This window comes from Chengkuizengella axinellae (genome assembly GCF_030730905.1).
GTDB classification, from domain to species: Bacteria; Bacillota; Bacilli; order Paenibacillales; family KCTC-33759; genus Chengkuizengella; species Chengkuizengella axinellae.
Genome location: NZ_JAVAMP010000002.1, coordinates 194267 through 218864 on the forward strand (window position 1 = coordinate 194267; position 24598 = coordinate 218864).

Sequence of the window (24598 nt, forward strand, 5' to 3'; positions counted from 1 at the left end):
TCACATCTAGAACAATGGTAAAAAGATACATTTACAAACAATTCCTTCAAACATTGAAGGCTTGTTGTTTTCTAAATTGTGATGGTGTGCACCCTGTAGACTTTTTAAACACGGTTGAAAAATAAGCTGTACTATTAAAACCATGGTCAAGAGCTATTTCAGTAACCGTTTGATCTGTATTCTCAAGCGCATTTTTTGCTTTCATTACACGGAATTCCTGTAAGTATTCAAGCGGGGTTTTTCCTGTCTGTTTTTTAAAAGTACGAACTAAATGAAAAGGATCTATAGCAATTGCTTTTGCTATTTGATTTAAATGAACTTCTTCCTGAAAGTGTTTCTTTATATATTTAATCGCTTTGTTTGAAATATCCTCTGAGGAATCGATCCATGATTCATCAGTTGGTCGGCACCTTTTACAGGGTCTAAATCCACTTTGTTCTGCTTGGATAGCAGTATCATATATATTTACATTTTTTTGCATCGGTATTTTAGACTTGCAAGATGGACGACAAAAAATATGTGTGCTTTTTACTGCATAGAAAAAAACACCGTCGAATGATTTATCGTTTGATACAATGGCATCCCAATATTGACTTTCCACTATTGCCTTCCTCCTTTTTGCTTAGTATATCTCAATAAGGAATTTACTTGTAGTGACAAAAGTCAATAATTATTTGATTTATTATTTTCGTGTTCAAGCTTCGTTCCTTCCTTCCTTAGAACAAGGTATATATAACCAAATAGCGATGAAGATAACAATATAAAACCAGAAAATATATAAACTAACTGCACACCGATGATATCAGTTAATATACCAATACCCATGATAGAGAAGATAAAGATGAATTGAATTAGGGTGGATTTTGCAGCTAGTATTTTTGTTAATGTTTTTTCATCTGCACTATTTTGATACATCGTTTCTTGCGCTAAATCCCTAATCTGATAAGAAGGTCCCATGAATACAACTAACAAGAGTGCAAAGTAAGCATTTGTTGTAAATCCATAAATAACGGTCAGTAAACCAAACAACATTGAACCTGCTAACATAAATAAAGTTAAGCGCCCTTTCATTGAACTTGATAAGCGGTAGACTAAGAGGCCTCCTACAATTGTTCCAAGATAATACCCACCGTTAATGTAACCCCACCAAGCGTCTCCCTTTCCTAATGCATCTTGCACAAAAGTTAAAGTGACAGCACCAATCCAAATGGTGCCTACCCATGATTCCATGATGTCCATGAACACTAATACCCTTGTTCCTTTATGTTGAAACAATAATTTCCACCCAGTGGTTAGCTTTTTGATCATGCTTTCTCTTATATGAACTTCTGTATCTTTGATGCCTTTAATGAATAATAAACTGAACATGGATAATAAAGTTAGAAAAAATGTAAAAAACAAAGTAAATTCTTTACCAAACAGTGCCAACATGAGTGCACCAAATGTCCAGCCTGCAAATAAAAAGGTTTGATCAATTGTAGATATAAAACTGTTTGCCTTTACTCTTTCAGTTTCAACTACGACGGAACGTACAATTGAACTTTTTAATGGCGAAAAAAATCCATTAAAAAATGACATACCAGCTAATAAGAAAAATAATAACAAGAAAATAGTGAACGATAGTTTTTGATTCATTAACGTGTATAACCCTAGTAAAATCAAAAGTTGCATGCATTGTGAAAACTTTAATATGGAGGTTGATTTGTATTTGTCAGATATCATTGGTAAATATATGCTGCTTAACATATGGCTAACCATACTAATTAAGGTGACAATTGTAGCAAGTGCAGTAGATCCTGTTTCATTTTTTAGGTGCAAAACAATAGTCATTGTATACAAAGCAAAAGCGAGGTTTGTAGCAGTTTGACTAACAACCAATGCATAAAAGGAACGATTCATCGTCTGTTTACCTACTTTCTAAACAATAATGTATAATATGTAGCTGTATTTATTATACTTAGATATATCTCAACAAACATTCGACGTAAGTTTTAGTTTTTCTACGACTTTAGTTGTAGTTGTAAATCTCTGAAATAGTAGTCAAAAAGATTATTTTCAGCTGTATAATTTTATTTTGGTAATGAGTAAATGGAGTAAAGAAGGACTGTGGTAATGAATTAACGCACCATAAGTTATCCATTCAGGAATGTGTTAACATGGTAATACAAGGAGGTGATGACATTGATTATGCTTACATTTCCATATCATCCAACGTGAATTGGCTTTGATTAACTAATAGTTTCCATAATGATTTTTTATGGGCTACATAATCATGCTTATTTGTTTTTTTATTTACTAGAATTTAACTATATCATTGGAGGTATATTTATGTTAAAAAAGAAGTTATTCCCTCTTTGTATGTCTGTGGCTCTAGGAGCTAGTATTTTTGCTGGATCAATTACAGCTGGCGTAAATGCTACGGACGTACAATCTACTTCTAGCACGTTTGATTTATCAGTAGCAAATGATGAGAGATTAATAGAAATGTTGAAGAAGAATGGTACGATTGATCAGGATGCAAGCACTGAAGAAGCATATAAAGCTTTATCAAAGTACTTAAGTAACCGTTCACATTCTGATAGTTCAGAAAAAGGTGAATTAGCAGAATTTGAAAAGAAACGTAATGACACATTGATGAACAAAGCATCAAACAATGGATTGTTAAACGGAAAAGGAAATAAACTAGGACAAAAAGATGAAGTGGATTCAGTGAAACTTGAGAAATGGAATGGAAAAGAAAGACAAGATAATGTTCTTATTCTATTAATAGATTTTCCAGATTTCCCTCACAACAACATTCAACCTGATGAAACAGATATGTACTATGAAGATTACAGTGTAGAACATTTTACAAACATGGCGTTTGGGGATAATGGATATGTTGGACCAAACGGAGAAACTTTAATCTCTATGAAACAGTTTTATGAGCAGCAGTCTGGTGGAAGTTATACAATTGATGGACAAGTTGCAGGTTGGTATACTGCAGAGCATGAAGCAGCATATTATGGTGCAAATAATGCATCTGACAATGATCAAAATCCAAGAGATTTAATCAGAGAAGCTTTATTAGCAGTAAGTCAAGACCCAACAATTGATTTGAAAGAATATGATCAAGAAGATCGTTATGATTTAGATGGTGATGGAGATTTACGCGAGCCTGACGGTCTAGTTGATCACTTAATGGTAGTTCATGCAAGTGTTGGTGAAGAAGCTGGTGGAGGTAGTTTAGGAGAAGATGCGATCTGGTCACATCGTTCTAATTTGCGCAGTGTATTCTCAATGCCAGGAACATCGGCTGATGCAGATTACTGGGGTGGAGAAATGGCAGCATATGATTATACGATCCAACCAGAAACAGGTGCTACTGGAGTATTTGCACACGAATATGCACATGATTTAGGATTACCGGATGAATATGATATTTTCTACACAGGACAAGGTGAGCCAGTTTCATATTGGTCCATTATGTCAAGCGGAAGCTGGGCAGGTCTTGTTCCAGGAACTGAACCGACTGGATTCAGTGCATGGGCTAAGGAGTTTCTACAAGCTACAATGGGTGGAAATTGGTTGACAGGAACAACAGTTCATATCGATGATATTGATGAAGATGGAATTGAAGTTCTTTTAGATCAAGCTAACTCTAAAGGTACTAATGACGATGCAGTACGTATCGATTTACCAAACAAAGTAAAACAATTTAACGAACCATTTAGTGGTGAATATGAATATTTCAGTGGTAAAGGTGACGAAATAAACAACTCAATGTCAACTTCGCTAGATTTGACAGCTGCTTCAAGTGCTTTGTTAACATTTAAAACTTGGTATCAAATTGAGTTGGATTGGGATTATGCATCCATCCAAGTGAAAGAAGAAGGCTCTAATGAATGGGTGTCAATCCCAGGAAACTTAACTACAGATTCTGATCCAAATGATCAAAACCCTGGTTATGGAATTACAGGTCACTCTGATGGTTGGGTTGACGGAGAGTTCGATTTATCAGACTTTGCAGGAAAAGCAATCGAGTTGAGATTCAATTATTGGACAGATGTTGCTTACATTGATCCAGGATTTTATGTAGACGATATTTCTATCGAACTTGATGGAGAAGTTGTAGTGTTTGATGATGCAGAGGTAGAAAGTGCCTTTGAATTTGATGGTTTTGATAAAAGTGATGGTACGATAGAATTTAAGCATTATTATTTGCTTGAATGGAGAAGTCATGATGGTGTTGACGAAGGGCTATCTCACATTAGTCGTGGTGATAGTGTTATGGAATTTGAACCAGGTTTGTTAATTTGGTATGCAGATGAATCCTTTGATGCTAATTTAGTTGGTGATCACCCTGGGGATGGTTTCCTAGGTGTAGTTGATGCCGATCAAAATGTAGTAAAGACAAGTGAGAATTCTCCTGCGATTACTAGATATCAAGTTCATGATGCTACTTTTGGACTTCAAAAAGATGAAGGTATGTATTTAGAATTATCTAATGAAACAATTAAGGATAATCATACTGCGATTCAGCCCATGTTTGATGATAGTGTATCATATATTAGTTCCCAAATTCCAGATGCAGGACGTAATGTTCCTGAATATGGTTTGAAGGTACGTGTAATTGGTGAAAGTGATGATTTAAGTGCAGCAAAAATTATCATTTTTAAAGATTAAAATAAGTTTGATATAACGAAATAAAATAACCTCTTGAGATATTAACTCAAGAGGTTATTTATATGCAGAAAAGTATGATTATTTGGGTAACTCATAAATATTCTTGTTATATGTTAGTGTAATCTCCTTTAAAAAAAGAAAAAGAGGTGACAAATGAAAGCACTTAACTTCATATTATCACCCAAAATAAAAGGAAAAAAATGATTATGTTTATTTTAACATGTTTAATTCTCTAAATCTACATATTTATACTGTTTATTTTATTTTTATACATAACTTTTACCAATGGTCAATTTTAGTTTCATAAATGATATTTAATCTACTTAGCAACTAATAATAAATTGTCAGATAGGATAGTTATAAAAAGTGAATAGTTAGACAAGAAAGTTTTCCAACTAGAAAAACAGTATAGAAATAGTTTTACTTCATGGCATAGTTATCAGTTAGAAAAAAGAAATTTATCACAATTTTTTCTCTTTTATTGGTATAATAAATGTAATGTTGAATGTAAATTGAATGTAAAGTAGAATGCTTAATCTTAAACATCTTGCATTTTTTTTCAACTAGTGGTAGTATTCTTATATCAAGTGAGTTTTTTAAAGTAAATAACATTTCCTTCGGGGTAGGGTGGAATTCCCAACCGGCGGTGATACTTTTTACGGAACCCGTAAAATAGTTCAGTCCGTGACCCGTGTTATGTTTCATTTCATAACCGGTGGATCTGGTGAAACTCCAGAGCCGACAGTAAAGTCTGGATGGGAGAAGGAAGGCGTAAAAGACTTTTTAGGATGTGAATTTATATTGTCTTAATCAAGGCTTTATAGATCTTATTTTCCTATGAGTACTTTGTTGAAAATATAAATCAAAGATATTGTTAGTTTTTGGGTATCTTTATGTACTTTTTTTCACAAAGTAAATAAGTTTATTTTGTGCTTCATGCAATTCACATATAAATTTATTGAAGTCATTAGCTTTCACATACCATTTAAGCCCCTTTTTTAAAAAGGGGCTTTTTAGTTTTAAATGAATAAATTCATTTTATAGTTTAAATTAGAACTAGGATGGTGAACATGTGAATCAATTAAATGATGAAACCTATATGAAATTAGCACTACAAATGGCTGAAACAACAAAAGGGCAGACAGAATTAAATCCAGTTGTAGGCTGCATCATAGTCAAAAATGGCAGGGTAGTCGGTATGGGAGCCCATTTAAAAATGGGTACAGCACATGCAGAAGTTCAAGCTTTACGAATGGCAGGAGAAGAAGCTGAAGACAGTACTGTTTATGTTACGCTTGAACCATGCAGCCACCATGGAAGAACGCCTCCATGCGCCGAGCGTTTAGTAGAAGAAAAGGTGAAACGAGTTGTGGTGGCTTGTAAAGATCCCAATCCGAATGTAGCTGGTCGTGGTATTCAAATATTACAAAATGCTGGAATTAATGTCGAAGTCGGATTGTTGGAGCAAGAAGCAATTCAATTGAATGAAATGTTCAATAAATACATTACTACAAAAATGCCTTTTGTTACTTTAAAAACAGCATCTACATTAGACGGTAAAATTGCCTCTAAAACAGGAGACAGCAAGTGGATTACAAATGAGGGCTCACGTGAATATGTCCATTCATTAAGACATCAACATCAAGCGATCATGGTGGGAGTGGAGACAGTCATTGCAGATGATCCGTCCCTTACTACGAGACTGGTTGTTGAAGGAATACACCCTATACGAATTGTAGTAGATTCCAATTTAAGAACGCCAATATCTTCAAAAGTAGTGCAAGATCACACGGTAAAAACAATCATGTTATCAACTGAAAATGTATCTGAAAATAAAATAAAACAATTTGAAAAGCTAGGATCGGAAGTATTGAAATGTGGAAATGAAGAACAGGTCAACTTACCATTGGCTTTACAGCAACTAGCTGAAAGAGGAATTGGTTCTATTTTATTAGAAGGTGGAGGGCGTTTGAATGGGGCTATGCTTGAAGCACAGCTAATCGATAAAATCATTTTATTTTACGCTCCCAAAATCATCGGAGGCGAGCTTGCACCAAATAACTTTAGTATTACAGGATTTGAAAAAATGAGTGAGGCGATTGTTTTAGAAAACATGCAAACAAAAACCTTTAAAAATGATATATGTATTACAGGGTATCCTAATTATGGAGGTGGGAAGATCTAATGTTTACTGGAATTATAGAAGAAATTGGATCGATTAAAAACATTACTAAACATTCACAGACGATGATAATATCCATAAATAGCAAAAAAATGCTTGAAGATATTCACCTCGGGGACAGCATCTCTGTAAATGGAGTTTGTTTAACAGTAACTCAGTTTGACCAGTCTTCATTCTCGATGGATGTTATGCCTGAAACATTTCGAAAAACAAACTTATTTCAATTGTCTGCTGGGTCCAAAGTCAACTTAGAAAGAGCAATGGCTGCAAACGGCCGTTTCGGAGGACATATTGTTCAAGGGCATGTAGATAGTACAGGTGTAATTAAAAGTAGAGAAAACGAAGAAAACTCAGTTGTGTTTACAATAGAGCCATCTACGCAAGATATTTTTAAATATATTATCCCGCAAGGCTCTATTACGTTAGACGGAATAAGTCTCACGCTAGTAAATGTAACAGGTACAACATTTAGTGTTTCCATTATTCCACATACTATAGAGGAAACGGTATTGCAGTATAAATTCCCAGGAGATACTTTAAACATTGAGTGTGATATTTTAGGGAAATATATTCACCATTTAATGAAAGGCAATAAGGAACAGAATAAAACCGAAAACAATATTTCTAAGCAACTGCTTGTGGAAAACGGATTTATATAATAACACCCAAAAAGGTGAAGTGAAGCATGTAGTATTGTAGCATATGCCTATTTCTTTTCGGGGTCTGAAACTAAAAAAAGTTGATGTTGAATTTTAATTTGTGAAGGAGGATTTAGAAATGACGGAGCCAATTAAATTAGATAAAATAGAAGAAGCGATTTATGATTTAATGTTAGGAAAAGTAGTAATCGTAGTGGATGACGAAGATCGTGAGAATGAAGGAGATTTCATTGCTTTAGCAGACAAAGCAACACCAGAGGTCATTAATTTTATGATTACAGAAGGAAGAGGATTGGTTTGTGTGCCTGTGTCACAGGAAAAGGCTCAAAAATTGGATCTACATCCAATGGTAGAGCAGAACACAGATTTTCACGGAACTGCTTTTACTGTTTCCGTGGATCATATGGATACAACGACAGGAATCTCTGCACCAGAAAGATCCAGAACAATCAAAGCACTTATAGATCCGAAAGCAAAACCCCAGGATTTCCGCAGACCTGGACATATTTTCCCTTTAGTTGCTAAAAAAGGTGGGGTCTTAAGACGAGCAGGGCATACAGAGGCTGCTATTGATTTGGCACGTTTATGTGGAGCGTCTCCAGCAGCTGTCATATGTGAAGTCATTAAAGAAGACGGTACAATGGCAAGATTGCCTGACTTGAAAAAGATTGCAGAGAAGTTTGATCTTAAATTAATTACGATAAAAGATCTAATTCGATACAGAAATGAAAAAGAGCAGCTTGTAAACCGTGAAGTAGAAGTGAAAATGCCAACTGATTTTGGACTGTTTAAAGCTGTAGCTTATACAAACCTTGTAGATTCAAAAGAGCATGTTGCTTTAGTAAAAGGAAATATTGATAGTGATCAGCCCGTGATGGTACGTGTGCATTCAGAATGTTTAACAGGAGATGTATTTCATTCTCACCGATGTGATTGCGGACCACAGCTAGCGGCTGCATTGAAACAAATTCATGAAGAAGGATCTGGCATTCTTTTATATATGAGACAAGAAGGTCGAGGTATTGGGTTAATCAATAAGTTAAAAGCATACGAATTGCAAGAGCAAGGTCTGGACACTGTGGATGCAAACTTGAAATTAGGTTTTGCTCCAGATCTTAGAGATTATGGCATAGGTGCGCAAATTCTGAAAGATCTTGGAGTGAGAAAAATCCGTTTGTTAACGAATAATCCAAGAAAAATCACAGGACTAGAAGGATATGGCATGCAAGTTGTCGAACGTATTCCTTTACAAATAGAAGAAAATGAGGATAATACTAATTATCTGCATACGAAACAGAGTAAGTTAGGCCATTTATTAAAATTTTAATAACAAATATAATTTGAAAATTGAAAATAGAACTAGGAGATGGAATAATTATGACAAACATATATGAAGGAAACTTAGTATCAGAAGGTTTAAAATATGGAATCGTAGTAGGGCGTTTCAATGAATTTATCACATCTAAATTATTAGGTGGTGCGCTTGATGCACTTAAAAGGCATGGGGTGAAAGAGGATGAAATAGATGTGGCTTGGGTACCAGGTGCATTTGAAATTCCCCTTATTGCTCAAAAAATGGCTCAATCCAATAAATATGATGCTGTAATAACCTTAGGTACAGTAATTAGAGGCTCTACTCCTCATTTTGACTATGTTTGCAGTGAAGTAGCTAAAGGAGTTTCTGGAATTAATCTAAAAACAGGTATTCCAACTATATTTGGGGTGCTTACAACAGATTCAATTGAGCAAGCGGTAGAAAGAGCAGGTACAAAAGCAGGGAATAAAGGTTGGGAAGCTGCAGCGGCGGCAATTGAAATGGCAAATTTAAGTAAACAATTTGAAGGGTAATGAAGCGCTTTGTCTGTACAATATAAATTAGAAAAATTCGAGGGTCCGCTTGACCTATTACTTCATTTAATCGACAAATCTGAAATAGATATATATGATATCCCTGTAAAGGAAATCACAGAACAATACATGGGATATTTGAAACAAATGGAAAAATTTGAACTGGAAATTACCAGTGAGTTTCTTGTGATGGCTGCTACGCTTTTATCTATTAAAAGTAAAATGCTGCTTCCTAAACCACCGCCTATTGATTTGGAATTAGATGAAGAAGATATGGAAGATCCACGAGAAGAATTAGTGCGAAAATTAATTGAATATAGAAAATATAAATCCATTGCGGATCATTTAAGAGATCAAGAGCTGGAACGGAGTTTAATCTATTCTAAAGAACCTGATGATCTTAGTCATTTCATCTCTGAGACGGTAGAAAATCCAGTTGAAGGATTACATCTTGCTGATTTGATTATTGCATTTAGCAAAGTGATTAAAAAAGTAGAGAGAAGACAATCAGTTGCTACCATTCGAAGAGATGAAATTTCTGTAAAGGATCGTATTCTTGAAATGATCGGTTTTTTTAAACAAAGTGAAAGTAAAGTGCTTTTTTCCACTCTGTTTAAAAATGATGTTAACAGGGATTTTATAATAGTAACCTTTTTAGGGTTATTAGAATTAATGAAAATGAAAAAAATAATTTGTTATCAGCATGGTTCATTTGATGACATCGTGATTGAATACATAGACAAGGAGGAAGCTCATGAACTCAACACAGATGAAATCGATTATTGAGGGTTTGTTGTTTGTATCTGGGGATGAAGGCATCGATGTAAAACAAATTGCAAAAGTACTCGAACAAGAGGATAAAGTAGTAATCGATGTGTTGAAGAGCATGAAGTCAGATTATGAAAAGAAAAAGAGGGGCATTCAAATATTAGAGCTTGCTGGTTCTTATCAATTTACTACAAGGTCTGAACATGCTCCGTATTTTCAGCGTTTGGCTCACTCTCCTTCAAGGGCTACATTATCACAGGCTGCATTGGAAACCTTAGCAATTATTGCATACAAACAGCCTATAACTAGAGTTGAAATAGAAGACATTCGTGGTGTTAAATCTGATCGTGCTATTCATACTTTAGTCGTTAAAGGACTAATCCATGGTGTAGGAAGAGCAGAGACTCTGGGAAGGCCCATATTGTACGGAACAACAAAACAGTTTTTAGATTATTTTGGCATCAATAGCCTGAAAGATTTACCTGATCAAGACACGTTTGAAAATCACGATAACTTAGAGGAAGAAACACAAAAGCTTCTTGAAAAAATGGGAATGCAGCAAATGACAATGAATGATTTTGATGATAAGGATTAAAATTAAAAAGCTCTAAACCAAATGAAATGGTTTAGAGCTTTTTAATTTGCGTATGTGTATGAAAAAAACTTGGAAAGTTATACTAACCTTATTGGATGTTTTTGTAAACATGTTCTAGCGGGAGGTATATTTTAATGTTTTGGTTTTGGGGGATCGTCATAATTTGCATACTAACCATCTTTTTTATATGGTTTATTTCCACCTTTATACAAGTGAATATATCGTTTAAACGAATTCATGAGGATGATCGATTTTCAGTTGATATTTATTTATTAAGACGTTTATTTCATTATAATTATGAAATTTCACTTGTTGAATTTAGGAATGTTTTTGAAGGGGTGGAGCTTAAATCCACTCGAACAAAATCGAAAACTAATGAAGAGCCTCAAGCTGATTCTTTGATTACACCCAAAAACATATGGGATTATTTGAAACATACAAAGGAACTAGTCACACATTTTGTAGGAATGTATAAATGGATCTCACAATCTATGTCTTATGTTCATTGTACTCATCTAAAATGGAAAACCAGCATCGGGGTTGGGGAAGCTCCCGAAACTGCAATGATTGCAGGAATTGTATGGGGAGTGAACAGCAATGTCTTAAGCTCTTTTGTGAATAAAATCAGAATGGATGCTCAGCCTCATTTAGAAGTAAATCCTTTATACAATAAAAATGATATCTATATTGAAGTGGAATGTATACTTAAAATTCGGATAGCACATGCTATTCTTGTTGGAATATATTTTATGATTCGTATGTTAAAAGCAAAGGGAGGCTTCAAAACATGGAAGAACATCCTATCCAAGGTTTAATGAAAACAGCGATGGAAAATATAAAAGAAATGGTGGATGTGAATACGATAATTGGCGATCCTGTAGAAACGCCTGGTGGCAGTATTATTTTGCCTGTTTCGAGAGTGGGATTTGGGTTTGCGGCCGGAGGAAGTGAATTTGTTATTCATAACGAAGGTGATTCGGAGGAATCAGAAACTCAGACAAAAATGCCTTTTGGTGGAGGAGCTGGAGGGGGAGTTTCTATCGTTCCAATCGCATTCTTAGTAGTTGATAAAGATGGAGTGCAACTTGTATCGCTGGATAATCAAACTCATCTATTTGAACGGATCATCGATTCTACACCTCATTTGATGGAAAAATTACAATCTATGTTTAAAAAAGAAGAAAAAAAAGAAGATGATCATTTACATGATCCTGAGCCACCGATGATGTAAGAAAAATAAAATGTAGGGCATAAAGAAGCTACTCAAAACTATTGATGAGTAGTTTTTTTATGCTTCTATATCCCCTACTGTCTTTTTATCATTTATCAAGAAATGGTCTATTTCCTTGGGACAAACATACAGGCTGTTTCATTAGATATGAATAAAATAGCTATATCTAAAGAAAAGGAGGGGATAAAAAGAATGAACAAATATTTCTTAAAGGGTCTAGCCGCACTGGGATCAGGGATTGCTATATTAGGTGGGCTCGGTGCAGCGATTGGAATAGGAAATGCAACTGCTTTTGCTGTTGAAGCTATTGCAAGACAACCTGAAGTTGCAGATCAAATTACAGTTACTTTATTATTAGGTAATTTATTTATGCTGACAACAGTGCTGGCCTCATTTACTGTGTCCATTTTATTATTAAAAATTGCAAAAGAATAAAGAATAAAGAATAAAGAAGGTGGGACGAATGCCCACCTTCTTCTGTTATAGTTACTTTAATGCAGTGCGCTCAATAATACACTTTTCCATGATTCACCAAATTGATCTGAAAAAATGATCTTTGTCTCTTGGTCATTACCAGCTTGTAATTGTTTTGTATAATAGTCTGTTTCTATTTTAATTCTTCTAAAATCACCTTTATTCAGGTCAAATATGATTAACTCATTTTCATTAGGACCGGAATGTACTGAAAAATACATAACGTTTTGATGATAAAGTAAATTTCCTAAATAATTATCATTTTGATGAAATAATGTACTTACTTCATTAGTGATAATGTTAATTTTTAATAATTTATAACCTTGTATTAAATATATGACTCCATTTTGTTCGTCTATATAGAAAGTACTTTCTCCAAATGAAGTCCCATCCCCCTCTTTAGAACTTCTTGGAAAAGATATAGTTTTGAGCCAATTTCCCTCTGTATTGAAAATTAACATCCGATCATCGAATAAAATCGAAATTTGCTGGTTCATGTTAATTAGTCTAGGTTTTGAGTTTGCAGCATAGTTTGAACCAACGAAAAAATTTCTGTATAATCCAGTATCTGTATTATATTGGATGAGCGTATTATAATATAAAAACCATTTTATATTGCTTTCAGAATTTTGATAAAGATGATCTTTATCAAAACTCTTTTCCTCCACTATATTACTTATAGGCGGGTGAAACTCTTTTAGTTGTGCATTTATTAGGTTTAAATTTGTATCTAAAAATGTAACACCAGCAATGCTCTCAATCTGCAAATGACCTTCCTCGTTCATATTTATTTTTTCAGGTAAATGCACTCCATACTCACCTATAATTTCAAATTGCTCATTTAATTTTAAGATGCGATGACTATATGTATCTGCAATAAACCAATTCTCATCGAATTTAGTAAAGTCTTGAGCAGTCTTTACATATAAATAGGATTCAAAAGCCATATGATTTGAAGTTTTAATCGGAAGATCAGCGATTTCAATTAACTCACCGTTTTGTAATGTATACAAAGAAGTTCTACTAATGACATACCATTGATTTGAAATTTCTTTTCTCGTAGCTTCAAAACTAATATCTCCGCATCCAAATAGACATATTTTATCTTCGGCTTGTAGTAATGTTTCAGGAAACAGTTCTTCATCTATAGGAAAAAATTGTGATGGAAGCTCTGCTAATATTTTTTCGGGTTCAGTATCCTTTTTTTCGAGTTCATCCATTAATTTTAAATCAGTATCGTGAACCCATAGAGAATGATTTTTATGTAATGTTTGTTCTATTTGCTCTACAGGTGAAACATATTTTGATAAATCATATAATGATAAGTATTGATAACCATCGGCTGTTTCAAATTTGAATAGTGTATTGGACTGCTCTATGAATGTAACATCTTTTAAAGAATAAATATTGCTCTTGAACTGATATATATCTTCATCCCAATCATATTTGTAACGAATGAAATGGAGCTCATCCTCTTTGATTTTATAGAAGGAAACGTTATCGCGATAACTAAAAAATATGTTCCATTCATCTTGCTTCCATAATAGTGAGTTTTGTGAGAGTCTGTTGTCATTTTTTGTAGGTAAAACGAAGAAGTTTTTACCTTGAGCATCTGTGACTAGTCCAATCGGATAACCTTTTCCATTACCATCAAACATCATTTTAAATTCATCAATCTTATAATCAACATACCTTCTGAATTGGAGATTACTATCTTGCTTAAAGTAAATGATTGTTCCTCTAACATCTTCAAAAGTGTATATTGTTGTATTATTTTCTGTAAATACAAATGTTTGAAATTGATCAAATTGATCAGGTTTAGATTGTCGATTAGGTTTCCTGAGCTCATATTGCTCCCTTGCTTCAATATAACTATTCCCATTATTATCATTCATAAATTCTAACTGTAAATTTTCAAATTGATGTTGTCCTGACTGATAAATGAGCTCATCAAAACCAAACATTTCATCGTCAATTGTCATATAAAAGAGATTAGGCTCACTAACGTAAGTCATTGTAAGAACCTCACCCGCTGAGTAATTATTTTCAATAATTTTAGTAACCTCAGGAAGTGCCCCTTCAAGATTTGAACAATCTACAGAATACCAAATAGGTGTTTTATTCCCCTCATGATCCATTTTTTCTCCACCCATTAAAATATGCGAATCATTAATCCAAAACTTCATATCATCTAGTGTTTGTTCGAAAGCTAATAAATTGATAACGTCTAACCCTTCATTTGTTGGAAAGATATACCTCAATTCATTAGATTGAACATAAAGTGCACCTTTATCATCATCAACGAATAATACGATTGGATCTTCAGTGTAAGTATAAGATAGAGGTGTGTCGTTTACTCTATTCCAACTTTGAATTTCCTGCCAATCAGGAATGGCTCTAGAAGTTTCTTGAATAATTTCATTTTCCTCTATTGTTTCGGTAGTTTTCTTTTCTAAATCAGTAACAAAAGTCTCATTTTCTTTTCCCCAATACCAAATCATGCTGGAAATCAGAAACGTAAAAATGAATAAAGTAAATAATAATGAAGTCTTTTTGCTCATCATATTCCCCCTTTCTTTATATGATTTTAGCATAAAGTGAACCTTTCTTTTGAAAAAAATAGAAAACATAACCTAGTAGAACAAGCATATACATGTACAAATAATAGTACAACCATCGGATAGAGAAATGGAGGCAGTTATGAAAAGGTTACATGTACTTGTCGTTTTAGTATTAATGATCAGTCTGACAACCCCCTATTTTTCATTTCATAGTGAAGCTTCATCTGAAGTCCCTACTTCAGCTGAGTCTTATGCATTGATTGATGTGGAGTCTGGTCGTATTTTAGCCAATAAAGATGGCGATAAACAAATGCTAATTGCAAGCATTACAAAAATTATGACTGCAATTGTAGCGATTGAAGAAGGGGATTTGGCTAGTAAGGTAAACGTAGGTAAAAATGCTTACAGAAAAGAAGGGTCTTCGATTTATTTGAAATTAGGAGAGCAGATGAATCTGGAGGACATGATTTACGGTTTAATGCTAAGATCGGGAAATGATGCTGCAACCGCAATAGCTGAGCATGTAGGTGGATCAATTGAAGGTTTTGCTTACTTAATGAACAAAAAAGCGGACGAAATTGGTATGCAAAACTCACACTTTATGAATCCCCATGGTTTGAATGAGGAAGGACATTATTCCTCGGCAAATGATATCGCTAGATTGACAGCTTATGCTTTAAATGATCCTCTTTTTCAAGAGATCGTTGGGACGAAGGTGAAAAAAGTCCCTAATCCTCATGAAGAATGGGATTATACATGGTACAACAAGAATAAAATGCTCTCATTATATGAAGGCGCTGACGGAGTTAAAACAGGGTATACAAAAAATGCTGGTCGTTGTTTGGTTTCCTCAGCTACAAAAAATGGTCAGCAGCTCGCAGTTGTAACTTTAAATGACCCGCATGATTGGGTGGATCACAGTCGGTTATTGGATTATGGATTTGAAACTTATCCTGAACATTACATTATAAAAGAAGGAGAATCCATTCAAGGTCAGCCATATGTTGCTGGTAAACCCTTTATCTATCCACTAACACAGGAGGAGATTGCAAATCTAAATCAAAAATTAAAATTGGTGATTCCTGAATCTGTGGACTATAGACTTGGTAATAGAGGTAGTTTGGAATTCATGTTAAATGATAACAAGATTGGTTCAGTTCCTATATTCGAACAAGCGAAGGAAAGTAATCTAAATATACAAGAAACTTATCCATCCTCAACTTATTTAGGAGTTTTAATAAATTTAGTGAAGGAATTGTTCACATGGTAAATTATATATGGTTATTTTTCATAGTGGCTGGGTTCATTGCCGCAGCATTACAAGGAAATATTGAATTGTTTTCTGAAGCAGTATTTGAAGGTGCAAAAACGGGTGTTACGATTTGTTTTAGTTTAATCAGCTTTATGGTTCTCTGGCTTGGTTTGCTAAGAATCGCAGAAGATGCAGGATTGTTGAAGAAACTAGCTATCTTGCTTCGTCCGGTTGTTCGATTTTTATTTCCAACAATCCCTAAGGATCATCCTGCAATTGGATACATTATGTCAAATATGAGCGCTAATATGCTTGGTTTAAACAATGCAGCAACTCCAATGGGGATTAAAGCAATGGAAGAATTACAAAAGATAAATCCAAAAAAAGATACGGCAAGCACGGCAATGTGTACATTATTAGCACTTAATACGTCAAGCATTACAATTATACCAATTACCATTATTGGGATAAGAATGGCAAATCAGTCTATGGATCCTTTTGAAATCGTTGGGACTACATTAATGGCTACGGCTATTTCTACAACTGCTGCTATATTAGTAGATAAATGGTATCAAAGAAAATCTTTGAGGAATGAATGAAAGTAATTATAATGTAAGAATTTACAGTACTGAAGGTGATTAAATGAATGGGGTAGTAACTTCAATTTCATTATGGGCTATTCCTGTATTCATTGTTTTTATTTCAATATATGCAGTAGCCAAAAAAGTCCCTGTTTACGAATCTTTTGTAGATGGAGCGAAAGATGGATTTGATACGGCGATAAAAATTATTCCTCATTTAGTAGGTATGATGGTTGCTATCAGTGTTTTTAGAGCATCTGGAGCAATGGATTTAATGCTGGGGTTTATACAGCCTGTTTTGAATTTGATCGGTGTTCCGAGTGAAGTGTTCCCACTAGCAATACTAAGACCTATAACCGGAACTGGTTCTCTAGCATTTACAACAGATTTAATCAAAGAGTTTGGTCCAGATTCTATGATTGGGAGGATTGCTTCTACTGTACAAGGCTCAACAGATACCACACTTTATGTTTTGACCGTTTATTTTGGAGCAGTAGGCATTAGAAAATCGCGCTACGCTCTCAAGGTAGGATTAATCTCCGATATGGTTGGTTTTGCCGCAGCAATTATTATTTGTTTTTTCGTGTTTGGCAATTAAGTAATCGTCATAAACTGGCTACTGTCCAAGAAGCTTCTTCCATTACAAATTGGGAGGAGCTTTTTCTCACGCAAATTATTTTACACTCATATACTGTATTCACATCAGTTGATATGAGGTGATTTATGGTATATCAAGGCATCGTTATCCACCACTCTATTTGTCCTTCCATCAATGGGAAAGGATATGACTATTACATTACAAAAGACCTGAGTATTATTCCAGCTTCTGAAGCATCACTTGATTCAGAGTTTATCCATATATGTATAGAAGGAGACTTTACCGAAGTCAAGGAAATTCCGCTAACTGTTAATGAACAATTATTTTTACTAAAAAAACTGATTATACGGCTGTCTACTCTTCATGCTTTTTCTATTCATGATGTTTATGGGCATACACATCTATGTCCAGGAGAAGACTTTCCCTGGTCTGACCTTGTGATTTCTTCTGATAATGTATATCATTAGTCCTTGAGGTGATGTATCATGGAAAGACTGCAAAAAGTATTGGCAAATGCAGGGATTGCTTCCAGAAGAAAATCTGAAGAAATTATTTTAGCTGGCAGAGTGGAAGTAAATGAGAAAATAGTAAACACACTAGGGGTTAAGGTTGACCCGGAACAAGATATAATCAAAGTGGACGGACGTCTAATTCGAAGCGAAAGTAAGATTTATGTATTATTTCATAAGCCTAAAGGAGTAATAAGTAGTGTAAAGGATCCAGAGGGCAGACAGGTTGTTACGGATTATTTGAAAAAAATTAAACAGCGGGTATATCCTGTTGGACGTTTAGATTATGATACAGAGGGTTTATTATTGCTTACAAATGATGGGGAGTTTTCTAATTTAATGACTCACCCAAAACATCATATTGATAAAACGTACTTTGTTACTGTAAAAGGGGTTCCTCATGGCTCTCAACTGGATCGTTTAAAGGAAGGTATTGAGCTTGAGGACGGAAAAACGTCACCAGCAGAAGTGGAATACCATGATGTGAATCCAGACAAAAATGAATCGATTATTTCCATCACCATACATGAAGGGAAAAATAGACAAGTTCGCAGAATGTTTGAGGCTTTGTCAATCCAAGTGAAGAGACTAAGAAGAGTGCAATTTGGATTTTTAAATCTTCAAAGAGTTTCTAGAGGGAAATTTCGCTATCTTCAACCAAATGAAGTAAAGGAATTAAAAGATTTAGCACTTAGGACACATAAAATTCAAAAAAACGACTAAAAGATGAAAAATGTTTCGTTATAATAGGAATAGTGTCAGTATAAAATTGAACTAAAATTATTTTTCATTTGGACCTAGAAAGTATGGTGATGTCATGAAAAAGAATAAAAAATGGATTCAGTATGCCATTTTAATTCTATTTGTTGTGATTGCAGGAGTTACGCTGTTTAGTAGTGTCTTATCAAATGAGGATATTCCTGAAGTAGGTAAGATTGCACCCGATTTTACACTTGGAGGTTTAGATGGACAAGTATATAGGCTGTCAGACTTTGCAGGACAACCTGTCATTGTGAATTTTTGGGGGACTTTTTGTGAACCATGTGTAAGGGAAATGCCAGCGATTGAAGATATTTATAAAAAATATCAATCTAAGGATGTAGTTGTTTTAGGCGTTAATTTAAATGGTGAGCCTGAGGTTACTGTGAGAAGCTTTGTGAATCAAGTTGGAGTTACTTTTCCTATACTATTGGATAATAGGGTTGTATCTGAGCAATATGATGTGAAGTATTATCCTACTACTTTTTTTATAGATTCTAAAGGAAAGATTATAGAGAAAAAAATTGGTGAAATGAACGAGTCTTATTTAATTCAAACTGTGAATAAGTTGTTAGCTGAAAAGGAGTAATGCAATGATTCAGAATACAAAGTGTGAGTGTGGGCATCAAAATCCAGTAAATACAGTACTTTGTGAATCTTGCGGAAAGCCATTAATAGAAGATCAAAGCATGGAGCCGTTGGAAATGCGTTATGACGGGGTCGTACGCCGTTCTCAAAGAGGTACCAAATCGGTCATTGACGTAGTTTGGAGCTTCTTTTCTTCTGTGAAAGTAGCAATATATTTAATTTTTTTAACACTATGTGGTGCTTCTTTAGGAACGATCTATCCGCAAGAAAATACTTTTATTAATATAGACCCTGCTACATACTATCCAGAGACGTATGGCACGATGGGGGAAATATATTATACTTTAGGACTTTCACATACTTATGACTCATGGTGGTTTAAGTTGTTGTTGATTATGATAGGAACATCATTGGTCATATGCAGTTTAGATAGGGTACTGCCTCTATATAAAGCGTTAAGTAAGCAAAAAATTAGGAAACATGAACGTTTTATAAGTAGACAGAAAATAGTTTACACAGGAGAAATAAAGGGAATACAAGATGAAAAAGAAGCTGAGAAATGGGTGGAAGAATTTTCCGCTATCTTAAAAAAGAAATTCTACCGTGTAACTACTGATGGAAGTGCATTATTAGCAGAGAAAAATAGATTTAGTCGCTGGGGACCTTATATTAATCATATTGGATTAATTATATTTTTACTTGCAGTTTTATTGCGAATAATTGTACCTGGTTGGTATATGGAACAATATATGGACGTTTTAGATGGGGATACAGTCCAAGTGCCTGGTACAAATTATTACGTTGAAAATGAAGGTTTTACGGTTGAGTATTACTCAGAGGATGAATTAGCTGAAGAAACAATTGAAAAAGGAAAAGTTATTCCTGAACTGTTTGAAACGAAAGCAGTTCTTTATGAATGTGTGGAAAATTGTAATGATCCTTTTATGGAGCCTATACTTGAGGAAGTAACAAGGCATCCAATTCAAGTGAATAAACCTTTGAAGTATAATGGATTGCTTATATATCAAATGGGTTATGAAGAAACTCCTTTACTTCGTTCCGTCAATGCTACATTGAAAGGTAGAGAATCAGGGGAAGAATATGGACAATTTGTTTTGGAAATGGACAATCCAAAATCAAACTATGAGGTTGGAGAATATCAGCTAGAGCTTGTTAGTTATTATCCAGATTTTAAGTTTGAGAATGGTGTAGCTGGCACTAAATCTTCTGATCCAAACACACCTGCATTTATTTTTTCAATTACTGGACCAGGCCTGCCGGATGAAGGGGAAATTAATATGTACTTCCCAATTCCTCAACATAAAGTCATTTATCAGGAGGATCAAGTGAATGAAGCAGCAGGAAGTACTTTAGTAATTGATGTAGGGTCAATGCAAGATGTCGACTTTTCCATATACACCAGTTTTTTAAGTGCTAGAAAAGATACAATTTTACCGATGATTTGGGTTGGAGCTGCTATTTCTATGATCGGATTGATTATGGGTTTCTACTGGAACCATCGTAGAATTTGGATTCGAATGGATGGAAAACAATTGTTGTTAGGTGCACATTCAAATAAAAATTGGTTTGGGTTAAGAAAAGAAGTAGCTTTGGCTTTAGAAAAACAAGGAATTAAAGTAGAACCTAAGTCCTTAGAAAACGAGGTGAAAAAGAGTTGAGTTTAGAACAAGTAAGCAATACTGCTTTAATTGTTGCATTTTTACTATATATCATATCAGCTTTTTTATTTGTGATAGCCATTACAGGGAAAAAATGGAGTGATCGAGATCCGAAGGAACATACTTTACGTTGGAGTAAGCTTGCTTTTAGTGTAACGATTGTTGGATTTGTTTCTCAAATCATATATTTTATTACAAGATGGATCTATTCTGGGCATATTCCAAATGCAAATATGTTTGAATTTATGACATTGTTGTCCATGATGATCATTGTTGGATTTATTATAATATATCTTATTTATCGTTCAGCTGGCATAGGGGTTTTTGCACTACCAGTAGCCTTCATTGTACAAGCCTATGCCATGGTTTTTCCATGGGAAGCAGAACCTTTGATTCCAGCTCTTCAAGATAATTGGCTTAAAATTCATGTTACGACTGCAGCTCTTGGTGAAGCGTTTTTTGCTGTAGGTTTTGCAACTGGATTAATGTATTTGATTAGAACAGTAAACTTTACAGGAACATCTAAAAAAGACCGTCGAGCTACTAGAGGGATAGAATTTACAATCTTTGCTATTCTTGTTGTAGTTGGCTTTATAGGTTCAGTGTTTTTATTTAATGCTTTGGACTATCAAGCAGAGTTTTCTAAGGAAGTTATTGTTCCAGCAGAGGAATCTGAGTTAGAAATAGAGCAAGTAAATACTGAGGAAGTAAAATATACGCTACCTCCTATTGTAAAGCCATATAAAAGTGAAATTACATCTATGGATTCATATTTTGGAATTCAGAAGCCTTTAATGGAGGCACCATTCTGGATGAAGGGTGTAAACGCGGGTCGCAAATTAAATACTGTAGTTTGGGCATTATTAACTGGAACATTGCTTTATTGTTTGTTGAGATTGATTTTGAGAAAGCCAATTGGGGCTAAAATCCAGCCCATATTAAGCGATCTCGATCCAGAGGACTTAGATGAGATAAGTTATCGTTCCATAGCAATAGGTTTCCCTATATTTACTCTAGGTGCTTTGATCTTTGCGATGATCTGGGCACATATTGCTTGGGAAAGATTTTGGGGTTGGGATCCAAAAGAAGTTTGGGCACTCATTGTTTGGTTATTTTATAGTGTATATTTGCATTTGCGTTTATCCCGTGGATGGCAAGGTTCAAAATCCTCTTGGTTATCCGTAATTGGATTTTTAATAGTTATGTTTACTTTAGTTGGAGTGAATTTAGTTATAGCTGGATTACACTCCTACGCAGGAGTATAATATATATATATACCCAAAAAAGTGAAGAGTATCGTTGTGGTTTAGTTCTGGTACTTTTTCGGGGCCCAGAACAATAGATTCAAAGAAGTTAATTAAGTACTAGTTGGATTATAATGAACATATAAAGTGAAAAAGACATCTTAGAAATAATAACTTACGAATATACACATAAAGGTTACTTTATGATAGGAGTTGAGAGTATGTCTCATAAAAGTATGATTTTAGTTGTAGATGATGAAGAAAGAATTAGAAGACTACTTCGCATGTACCTCGAAAAAGAGGGTTATGCTGTAGATGAAGCAGAAGATGGTGAGTCTGCTTTAGAAATGGCAATTGAAAAAGACTACGATTTAATTTTGTTGGATTTGATGTTGCCTGGAATCGATGGAATAGAGGTGTGTGAAAAGCTTCGCGAGCATAAAGCTACTCCAGTTATTATGTTAACTGCTAAAGGTGAGGAAGCGAATCGAGTTCAAGGGTTTGAGGTTGGCACAGATGATTATGTAGTGAAGCCATTCAGCCCTAGAGAAGTTATATACCGTGTGAAAGCTATTTTACGCCGTTCTTCTGCGACTGCTTATTTAACTAGTGAAGATGGCTCTAGCAATAATATCGTTTTTCCAAATCTAATTATTGAGCATGATGCTCATCGTGTGACAGCTAACGGACAAATTATTAGCTTAACACCAAAGGAATATGAATTATTGCATTACTTAGCAGCATCTCCAGATAAGGTTTATTCTCGTGAAGAACTTTTAAAAGATGTATGGAACTATGAGTTTTTTGGAGATTTAAGAACCGTTGATACTCATGTGAAAAGGCTGAGAGAAAAATTAAATAAAGTATCACCAGAAGCAGCTTCTATGATTCATACTGTCTGGGGAGTAGGTTACAAATTAGAGGTGCCAAAATAAAGTGAATATTTGGAAAAGTGTAGTTGGGAAACTATGGATTACGATTATCCTACTTGTAGCTTTTGTAATCACATTTCTAGGTTTATTTTTATTAGTTTATATCGATGTGAATTTTGAAAGGAATTCACAAGAAATTAAATGGTTATTTGTCTATGCAGGAATTATTGGATTTTTGTTAACTACATTTTTTGCATTTTTCTTATTTACTAAAATTACACAGCCTTTGTTGCAATTAAAAAAAGCAGCAGACTCTGTTACAAAGGGTGAATATAAAACTCGTGTTGAGATTCGCTCTTCTGATGAAATTGGACAATTGGCCAGTCGATTCAATCATATGACTGAAAAATTGGATCAAACCATAAGAGACTTACACCACGAAAAAGAGCAATTAGATAGCATTTTACGCAGTATGACAGATGTTGTCATAACGTTTGATGCTTCTGGAAATATACTTCTTGCGAATCCGCAAGGGGAAAAGTTAATTGAACATTGGGCAGCTATTTCTTGGGAAAAATCCTTAGAAATCAATGTAATGAAATATATACCTGAACCGCTCCAACCTTTGTTCAAATCTGTAGTGGAAAACAATGAAGAGCAAACATCAAAGTTATATGTGCAAAATGATGTTTGGTCAGTTGTCATTACTCCATTATATGCTCAGGATGATTTGGTTCGAGGAGCTGTAGCTGTATTGAGAAATGTGACAGAAGAGGACAGGCTCGAGAAATTGAGAAAAGACTTTGTTGCGAACGTATCACATGAACTAAGGACTCCATTATCTATGCTTCAGGGATACAGCGAAGCTTTATTAGATGATATTGCAGGTTCCATTGATGAGAGAAAAGAACTGGCACAGATTATTTTGGATGAATCTTTACGCATGAGCAGATTAGTGAAAGATTTACTTGATCTCGCAAAAATGGAAGCAGGTCATCTTGAAATGAATTGTGAAAAAGTGAATATAACAAGTTTAGTAGAAAGAGTCACTCGTAAATTTTCAACTCTCGCAAATGAGCATAATGGTGTCTCTATAAAGCAGGATTTAGCTGATAAAGAGCTTTGGATTGAATGTGGGGATGAAGATCGATTGGAACAAGTTTTAACTAACTTGTTGGACAACGGTTTAAGACATACCCCTAAGGGAGCCTTTATTTTCATTCGAGCTTATTATGCTAAGAACAATGAAGGTGGGCCTACGATAAGGATTGAAATAGAAGATCAAGGTGAAGGGATTCCGCAGGAAGATTTACCTTATATTTTTGAAAGGTTTTATAAGGCCGATAAAGCTAGAACAAGAATTTTTTCTTCAGGTGGAACTGGTTTAGGTTTATCCATCGTTAAGAATATCGTTGAATCACATGAAGGGATGATACAAGCTGATAGCAAGGTCGGAAAAGGGACAACCTTTTCTATTGAACTTCCATGTAATGTTAGGGAACATACGCAATTAGAATAATAATTGAAAACCTG

23 protein-coding genes and 1 riboswitch are annotated in these 24598 nt (G+C 34.5%); of the genes, 20 read left to right on the plus strand and 3 right to left on the minus strand.

From position 1 onward, the window contains the following. Positions 1-46 precede the first annotated feature (46 nt). Both Q5Y73_RS06485 and Q5Y73_RS06490 read right to left on the minus strand, forming a co-directional pair. A complete protein-coding gene (locus tag Q5Y73_RS06485; protein ID WP_305991623.1) occupies positions 47-604 on the minus strand; it encodes a bifunctional transcriptional activator/DNA repair enzyme AdaA in 558 nt (185 codons plus the stop codon). Positions 605-663: 59 nt separating this feature from the next. Next, positions 664-1899 carry an MFS transporter gene (locus Q5Y73_RS06490; protein WP_305991046.1) on the minus strand — a complete coding sequence of 412 codons (1236 nt, stop codon included), beginning with the start codon at positions 1897-1899 and terminating at the stop codon, positions 664-666. A 429-nt stretch (positions 1900-2328) separates the two neighbouring features. On the opposite strand from Q5Y73_RS06490, the gene Q5Y73_RS06495 reads away from it, so the two are divergent. The 10 genes from Q5Y73_RS06495 to Q5Y73_RS06540 all read left to right on the plus strand — a co-directional run bounded on the left by Q5Y73_RS06495 (position 2329) and on the right by Q5Y73_RS06540 (position 12383). Next, positions 2329-4665 carry an immune inhibitor A domain-containing protein gene (locus Q5Y73_RS06495; protein WP_305991047.1) on the plus strand — a complete coding sequence of 779 codons (2337 nt, stop codon included), beginning with the start codon at positions 2329-2331 and terminating at the stop codon, positions 4663-4665. A 609-nt stretch (positions 4666-5274) separates the two neighbouring features. Continuing rightward, a riboswitch (FMN riboswitch) is annotated at positions 5275-5436 on the plus strand. A 301-nt stretch (positions 5437-5737) separates the two neighbouring features. After that, positions 5738-6850 carry a bifunctional diaminohydroxyphosphoribosylaminopyrimidine deaminase/5-amino-6-(5-phosphoribosylamino)uracil reductase RibD gene (gene ribD, locus Q5Y73_RS06500; RefSeq protein ID WP_305991048.1) on the plus strand — a complete coding sequence of 371 codons (1113 nt, stop codon included), beginning with the start codon at positions 5738-5740 and terminating at the stop codon, positions 6848-6850. Beyond that, positions 6850-7506 (plus strand): riboflavin synthase, encoded by a 657-nt coding sequence (gene ribE, locus Q5Y73_RS06505; RefSeq protein WP_305991049.1) that lies wholly within the window; start codon positions 6850-6852, stop codon positions 7504-7506. The genes ribD and ribE overlap by 1 nt, the downstream gene beginning before the upstream one ends. Before the next feature lie 118 nt (positions 7507-7624). Beyond that, positions 7625-8833 (plus strand): bifunctional 3,4-dihydroxy-2-butanone-4-phosphate synthase/GTP cyclohydrolase II, encoded by a 1209-nt coding sequence (locus Q5Y73_RS06510; protein ID WP_305991050.1) that lies wholly within the window; start codon positions 7625-7627, stop codon positions 8831-8833. Positions 8834-8883: 50 nt separating this feature from the next. After that, positions 8884-9354: a 6,7-dimethyl-8-ribityllumazine synthase gene (ribH, locus tag Q5Y73_RS06515; protein WP_305991051.1), complete on the plus strand. Its 471-nt coding sequence runs from the start codon at positions 8884-8886 to the stop codon at positions 9352-9354. A 9-nt stretch (positions 9355-9363) separates the two neighbouring features. Then, entirely contained in the window at positions 9364-10140 is a 777-nt protein-coding gene (locus Q5Y73_RS06520; RefSeq protein ID WP_305991052.1) for a segregation and condensation protein A, read from the plus strand. Next, positions 10109-10717, plus strand: a complete 609-nt coding sequence (gene scpB, locus Q5Y73_RS06525) for an SMC-Scp complex subunit ScpB (protein WP_305991053.1) — start codon at positions 10109-10111, stop codon at positions 10715-10717. Before Q5Y73_RS06520 ends, scpB begins: the two co-directional genes overlap by 32 nt. 134 nt (positions 10718-10851) lie before the next feature. Then, positions 10852-11532: a DUF2953 domain-containing protein gene (locus Q5Y73_RS06530; protein WP_305991054.1), complete on the plus strand. Its 681-nt coding sequence runs from the start codon at positions 10852-10854 to the stop codon at positions 11530-11532. Next, positions 11505-11948 carry a GerW family sporulation protein gene (gene ytfJ, locus Q5Y73_RS06535; RefSeq protein ID WP_305991055.1) on the plus strand — a complete coding sequence of 148 codons (444 nt, stop codon included), beginning with the start codon at positions 11505-11507 and terminating at the stop codon, positions 11946-11948. Before Q5Y73_RS06530 ends, ytfJ begins: the two co-directional genes overlap by 28 nt. A 192-nt stretch (positions 11949-12140) precedes the next feature. Beyond that, positions 12141-12383 carry an ATP synthase subunit C-like protein gene (locus Q5Y73_RS06540; RefSeq protein ID WP_305991056.1) on the plus strand — a complete coding sequence of 81 codons (243 nt, stop codon included), beginning with the start codon at positions 12141-12143 and terminating at the stop codon, positions 12381-12383. Positions 12384-12439: 56 nt separating this feature from the next. Here Q5Y73_RS06540 and Q5Y73_RS06545 read toward each other — a convergent pair whose 3' ends face one another. Further along, complete coding sequence (locus Q5Y73_RS06545) at positions 12440-14983, minus strand: hypothetical protein (RefSeq protein WP_305991057.1); 2544 nt, start codon at positions 14981-14983, stop codon at positions 12440-12442. A gap of 139 nt (positions 14984-15122) precedes the next feature. Here Q5Y73_RS06545 and Q5Y73_RS06550 point away from each other — a divergent pair, with 139 nt between their 5' ends. The 10 genes from Q5Y73_RS06550 to Q5Y73_RS06595 all read left to right on the plus strand — a co-directional run bounded on the left by Q5Y73_RS06550 (position 15123) and on the right by Q5Y73_RS06595 (position 24584). Next, the gene (locus Q5Y73_RS06550) at positions 15123-16253 is read left to right on the plus strand and encodes a D-alanyl-D-alanine carboxypeptidase family protein (protein WP_305991058.1); all 1131 of its coding nucleotides are present in this window, start codon (positions 15123-15125) and stop codon (positions 16251-16253) included. Next, positions 16247-16834: a nucleoside recognition domain-containing protein gene (locus Q5Y73_RS06555; RefSeq protein WP_305991059.1), complete on the plus strand. Its 588-nt coding sequence runs from the start codon at positions 16247-16249 to the stop codon at positions 16832-16834. The genes Q5Y73_RS06550 and Q5Y73_RS06555 overlap by 7 nt, the downstream gene beginning before the upstream one ends. A 43-nt stretch (positions 16835-16877) precedes the next feature. Next, positions 16878-17414: a spore maturation protein gene (locus Q5Y73_RS06560; RefSeq protein ID WP_305991060.1), complete on the plus strand. Its 537-nt coding sequence runs from the start codon at positions 16878-16880 to the stop codon at positions 17412-17414. A gap of 125 nt (positions 17415-17539) precedes the next feature. Next, complete coding sequence (locus tag Q5Y73_RS06565) at positions 17540-17881, plus strand: N-acetylmuramoyl-L-alanine amidase (protein WP_305991061.1); 342 nt, start codon at positions 17540-17542, stop codon at positions 17879-17881. Between the two features lie 18 nt (positions 17882-17899). Then, positions 17900-18646, plus strand: coding sequence for a pseudouridine synthase (locus Q5Y73_RS06570; protein ID WP_305991062.1), 747 nt, complete (start codon positions 17900-17902; stop codon positions 18644-18646). Between the two features lie 94 nt (positions 18647-18740). Further along, complete coding sequence (locus Q5Y73_RS06575; RefSeq protein WP_305991063.1) at positions 18741-19271, plus strand: redoxin domain-containing protein; 531 nt, start codon at positions 18741-18743, stop codon at positions 19269-19271. Between the two features lie 4 nt (positions 19272-19275). Beyond that, complete coding sequence (resB, locus tag Q5Y73_RS06580; RefSeq protein WP_305991064.1) at positions 19276-20949, plus strand: cytochrome c biogenesis protein ResB; 1674 nt, start codon at positions 19276-19278, stop codon at positions 20947-20949. Continuing rightward, positions 20946-22214, plus strand: a complete 1269-nt coding sequence (ccsA, locus tag Q5Y73_RS06585; protein ID WP_305991065.1) for a cytochrome c biogenesis protein CcsA — start codon at positions 20946-20948, stop codon at positions 22212-22214. Before resB ends, ccsA begins: the two co-directional genes overlap by 4 nt. Positions 22215-22414: 200 nt before the next feature. Continuing rightward, complete coding sequence (locus Q5Y73_RS06590) at positions 22415-23128, plus strand: response regulator transcription factor (RefSeq protein WP_305991066.1); 714 nt, start codon at positions 22415-22417, stop codon at positions 23126-23128. Between the two features lies 1 nt (position 23129). Beyond that, a complete protein-coding gene (locus Q5Y73_RS06595; protein ID WP_305991067.1) occupies positions 23130-24584 on the plus strand; it encodes a HAMP domain-containing sensor histidine kinase in 1455 nt (484 codons plus the stop codon). Positions 24585-24598 lie beyond the last annotated feature (14 nt).

Coding starts and splice junctions, on each gene's coding strand:
- Q5Y73_RS06490 (WP_305991046.1), bottom strand. CDS start 1,899: ATGAATCGTTCCTTTTATGCATTGGTTGTTAGTCAAACTGCTACAAAC.
- Q5Y73_RS06495 (WP_305991047.1), top strand. CDS start 2,329: ATGTTAAAAAAGAAGTTATTCCCTCTTTGTATGTCTGTGGCTCTAGGA.
- ribE (WP_305991049.1), top strand. CDS start 6,850: ATGTTTACTGGAATTATAGAAGAAATTGGATCGATTAAAAACATTACT.
- Q5Y73_RS06510 (WP_305991050.1), top strand. CDS start 7,625: ATGACGGAGCCAATTAAATTAGATAAAATAGAAGAAGCGATTTATGAT.
- ribH (WP_305991051.1), top strand. CDS start 8,884: ATGACAAACATATATGAAGGAAACTTAGTATCAGAAGGTTTAAAATAT.
- scpB (WP_305991053.1), top strand. CDS start 10,109: ATGAACTCAACACAGATGAAATCGATTATTGAGGGTTTGTTGTTTGTA.
- Q5Y73_RS06530 (WP_305991054.1), top strand. CDS start 10,852: ATGTTTTGGTTTTGGGGGATCGTCATAATTTGCATACTAACCATCTTT.
- ytfJ (WP_305991055.1), top strand. CDS start 11,505: ATGGAAGAACATCCTATCCAAGGTTTAATGAAAACAGCGATGGAAAAT.
- Q5Y73_RS06540 (WP_305991056.1), top strand. CDS start 12,141: ATGAACAAATATTTCTTAAAGGGTCTAGCCGCACTGGGATCAGGGATT.
- Q5Y73_RS06545 (WP_305991057.1), bottom strand. CDS start 14,983: ATGAGCAAAAAGACTTCATTATTATTTACTTTATTCATTTTTACGTTT.
- Q5Y73_RS06550 (WP_305991058.1), top strand. CDS start 15,123: ATGAAAAGGTTACATGTACTTGTCGTTTTAGTATTAATGATCAGTCTG.
- Q5Y73_RS06555 (WP_305991059.1), top strand. CDS start 16,247: ATGGTAAATTATATATGGTTATTTTTCATAGTGGCTGGGTTCATTGCC.
- Q5Y73_RS06560 (WP_305991060.1), top strand. CDS start 16,878: ATGAATGGGGTAGTAACTTCAATTTCATTATGGGCTATTCCTGTATTC.
- Q5Y73_RS06565 (WP_305991061.1), top strand. CDS start 17,540: ATGGTATATCAAGGCATCGTTATCCACCACTCTATTTGTCCTTCCATC.
- Q5Y73_RS06570 (WP_305991062.1), top strand. CDS start 17,900: ATGGAAAGACTGCAAAAAGTATTGGCAAATGCAGGGATTGCTTCCAGA.
- Q5Y73_RS06575 (WP_305991063.1), top strand. CDS start 18,741: ATGAAAAAGAATAAAAAATGGATTCAGTATGCCATTTTAATTCTATTT.
- resB (WP_305991064.1), top strand. CDS start 19,276: ATGATTCAGAATACAAAGTGTGAGTGTGGGCATCAAAATCCAGTAAAT.
- Q5Y73_RS06590 (WP_305991066.1), top strand. CDS start 22,415: ATGTCTCATAAAAGTATGATTTTAGTTGTAGATGATGAAGAAAGAATT.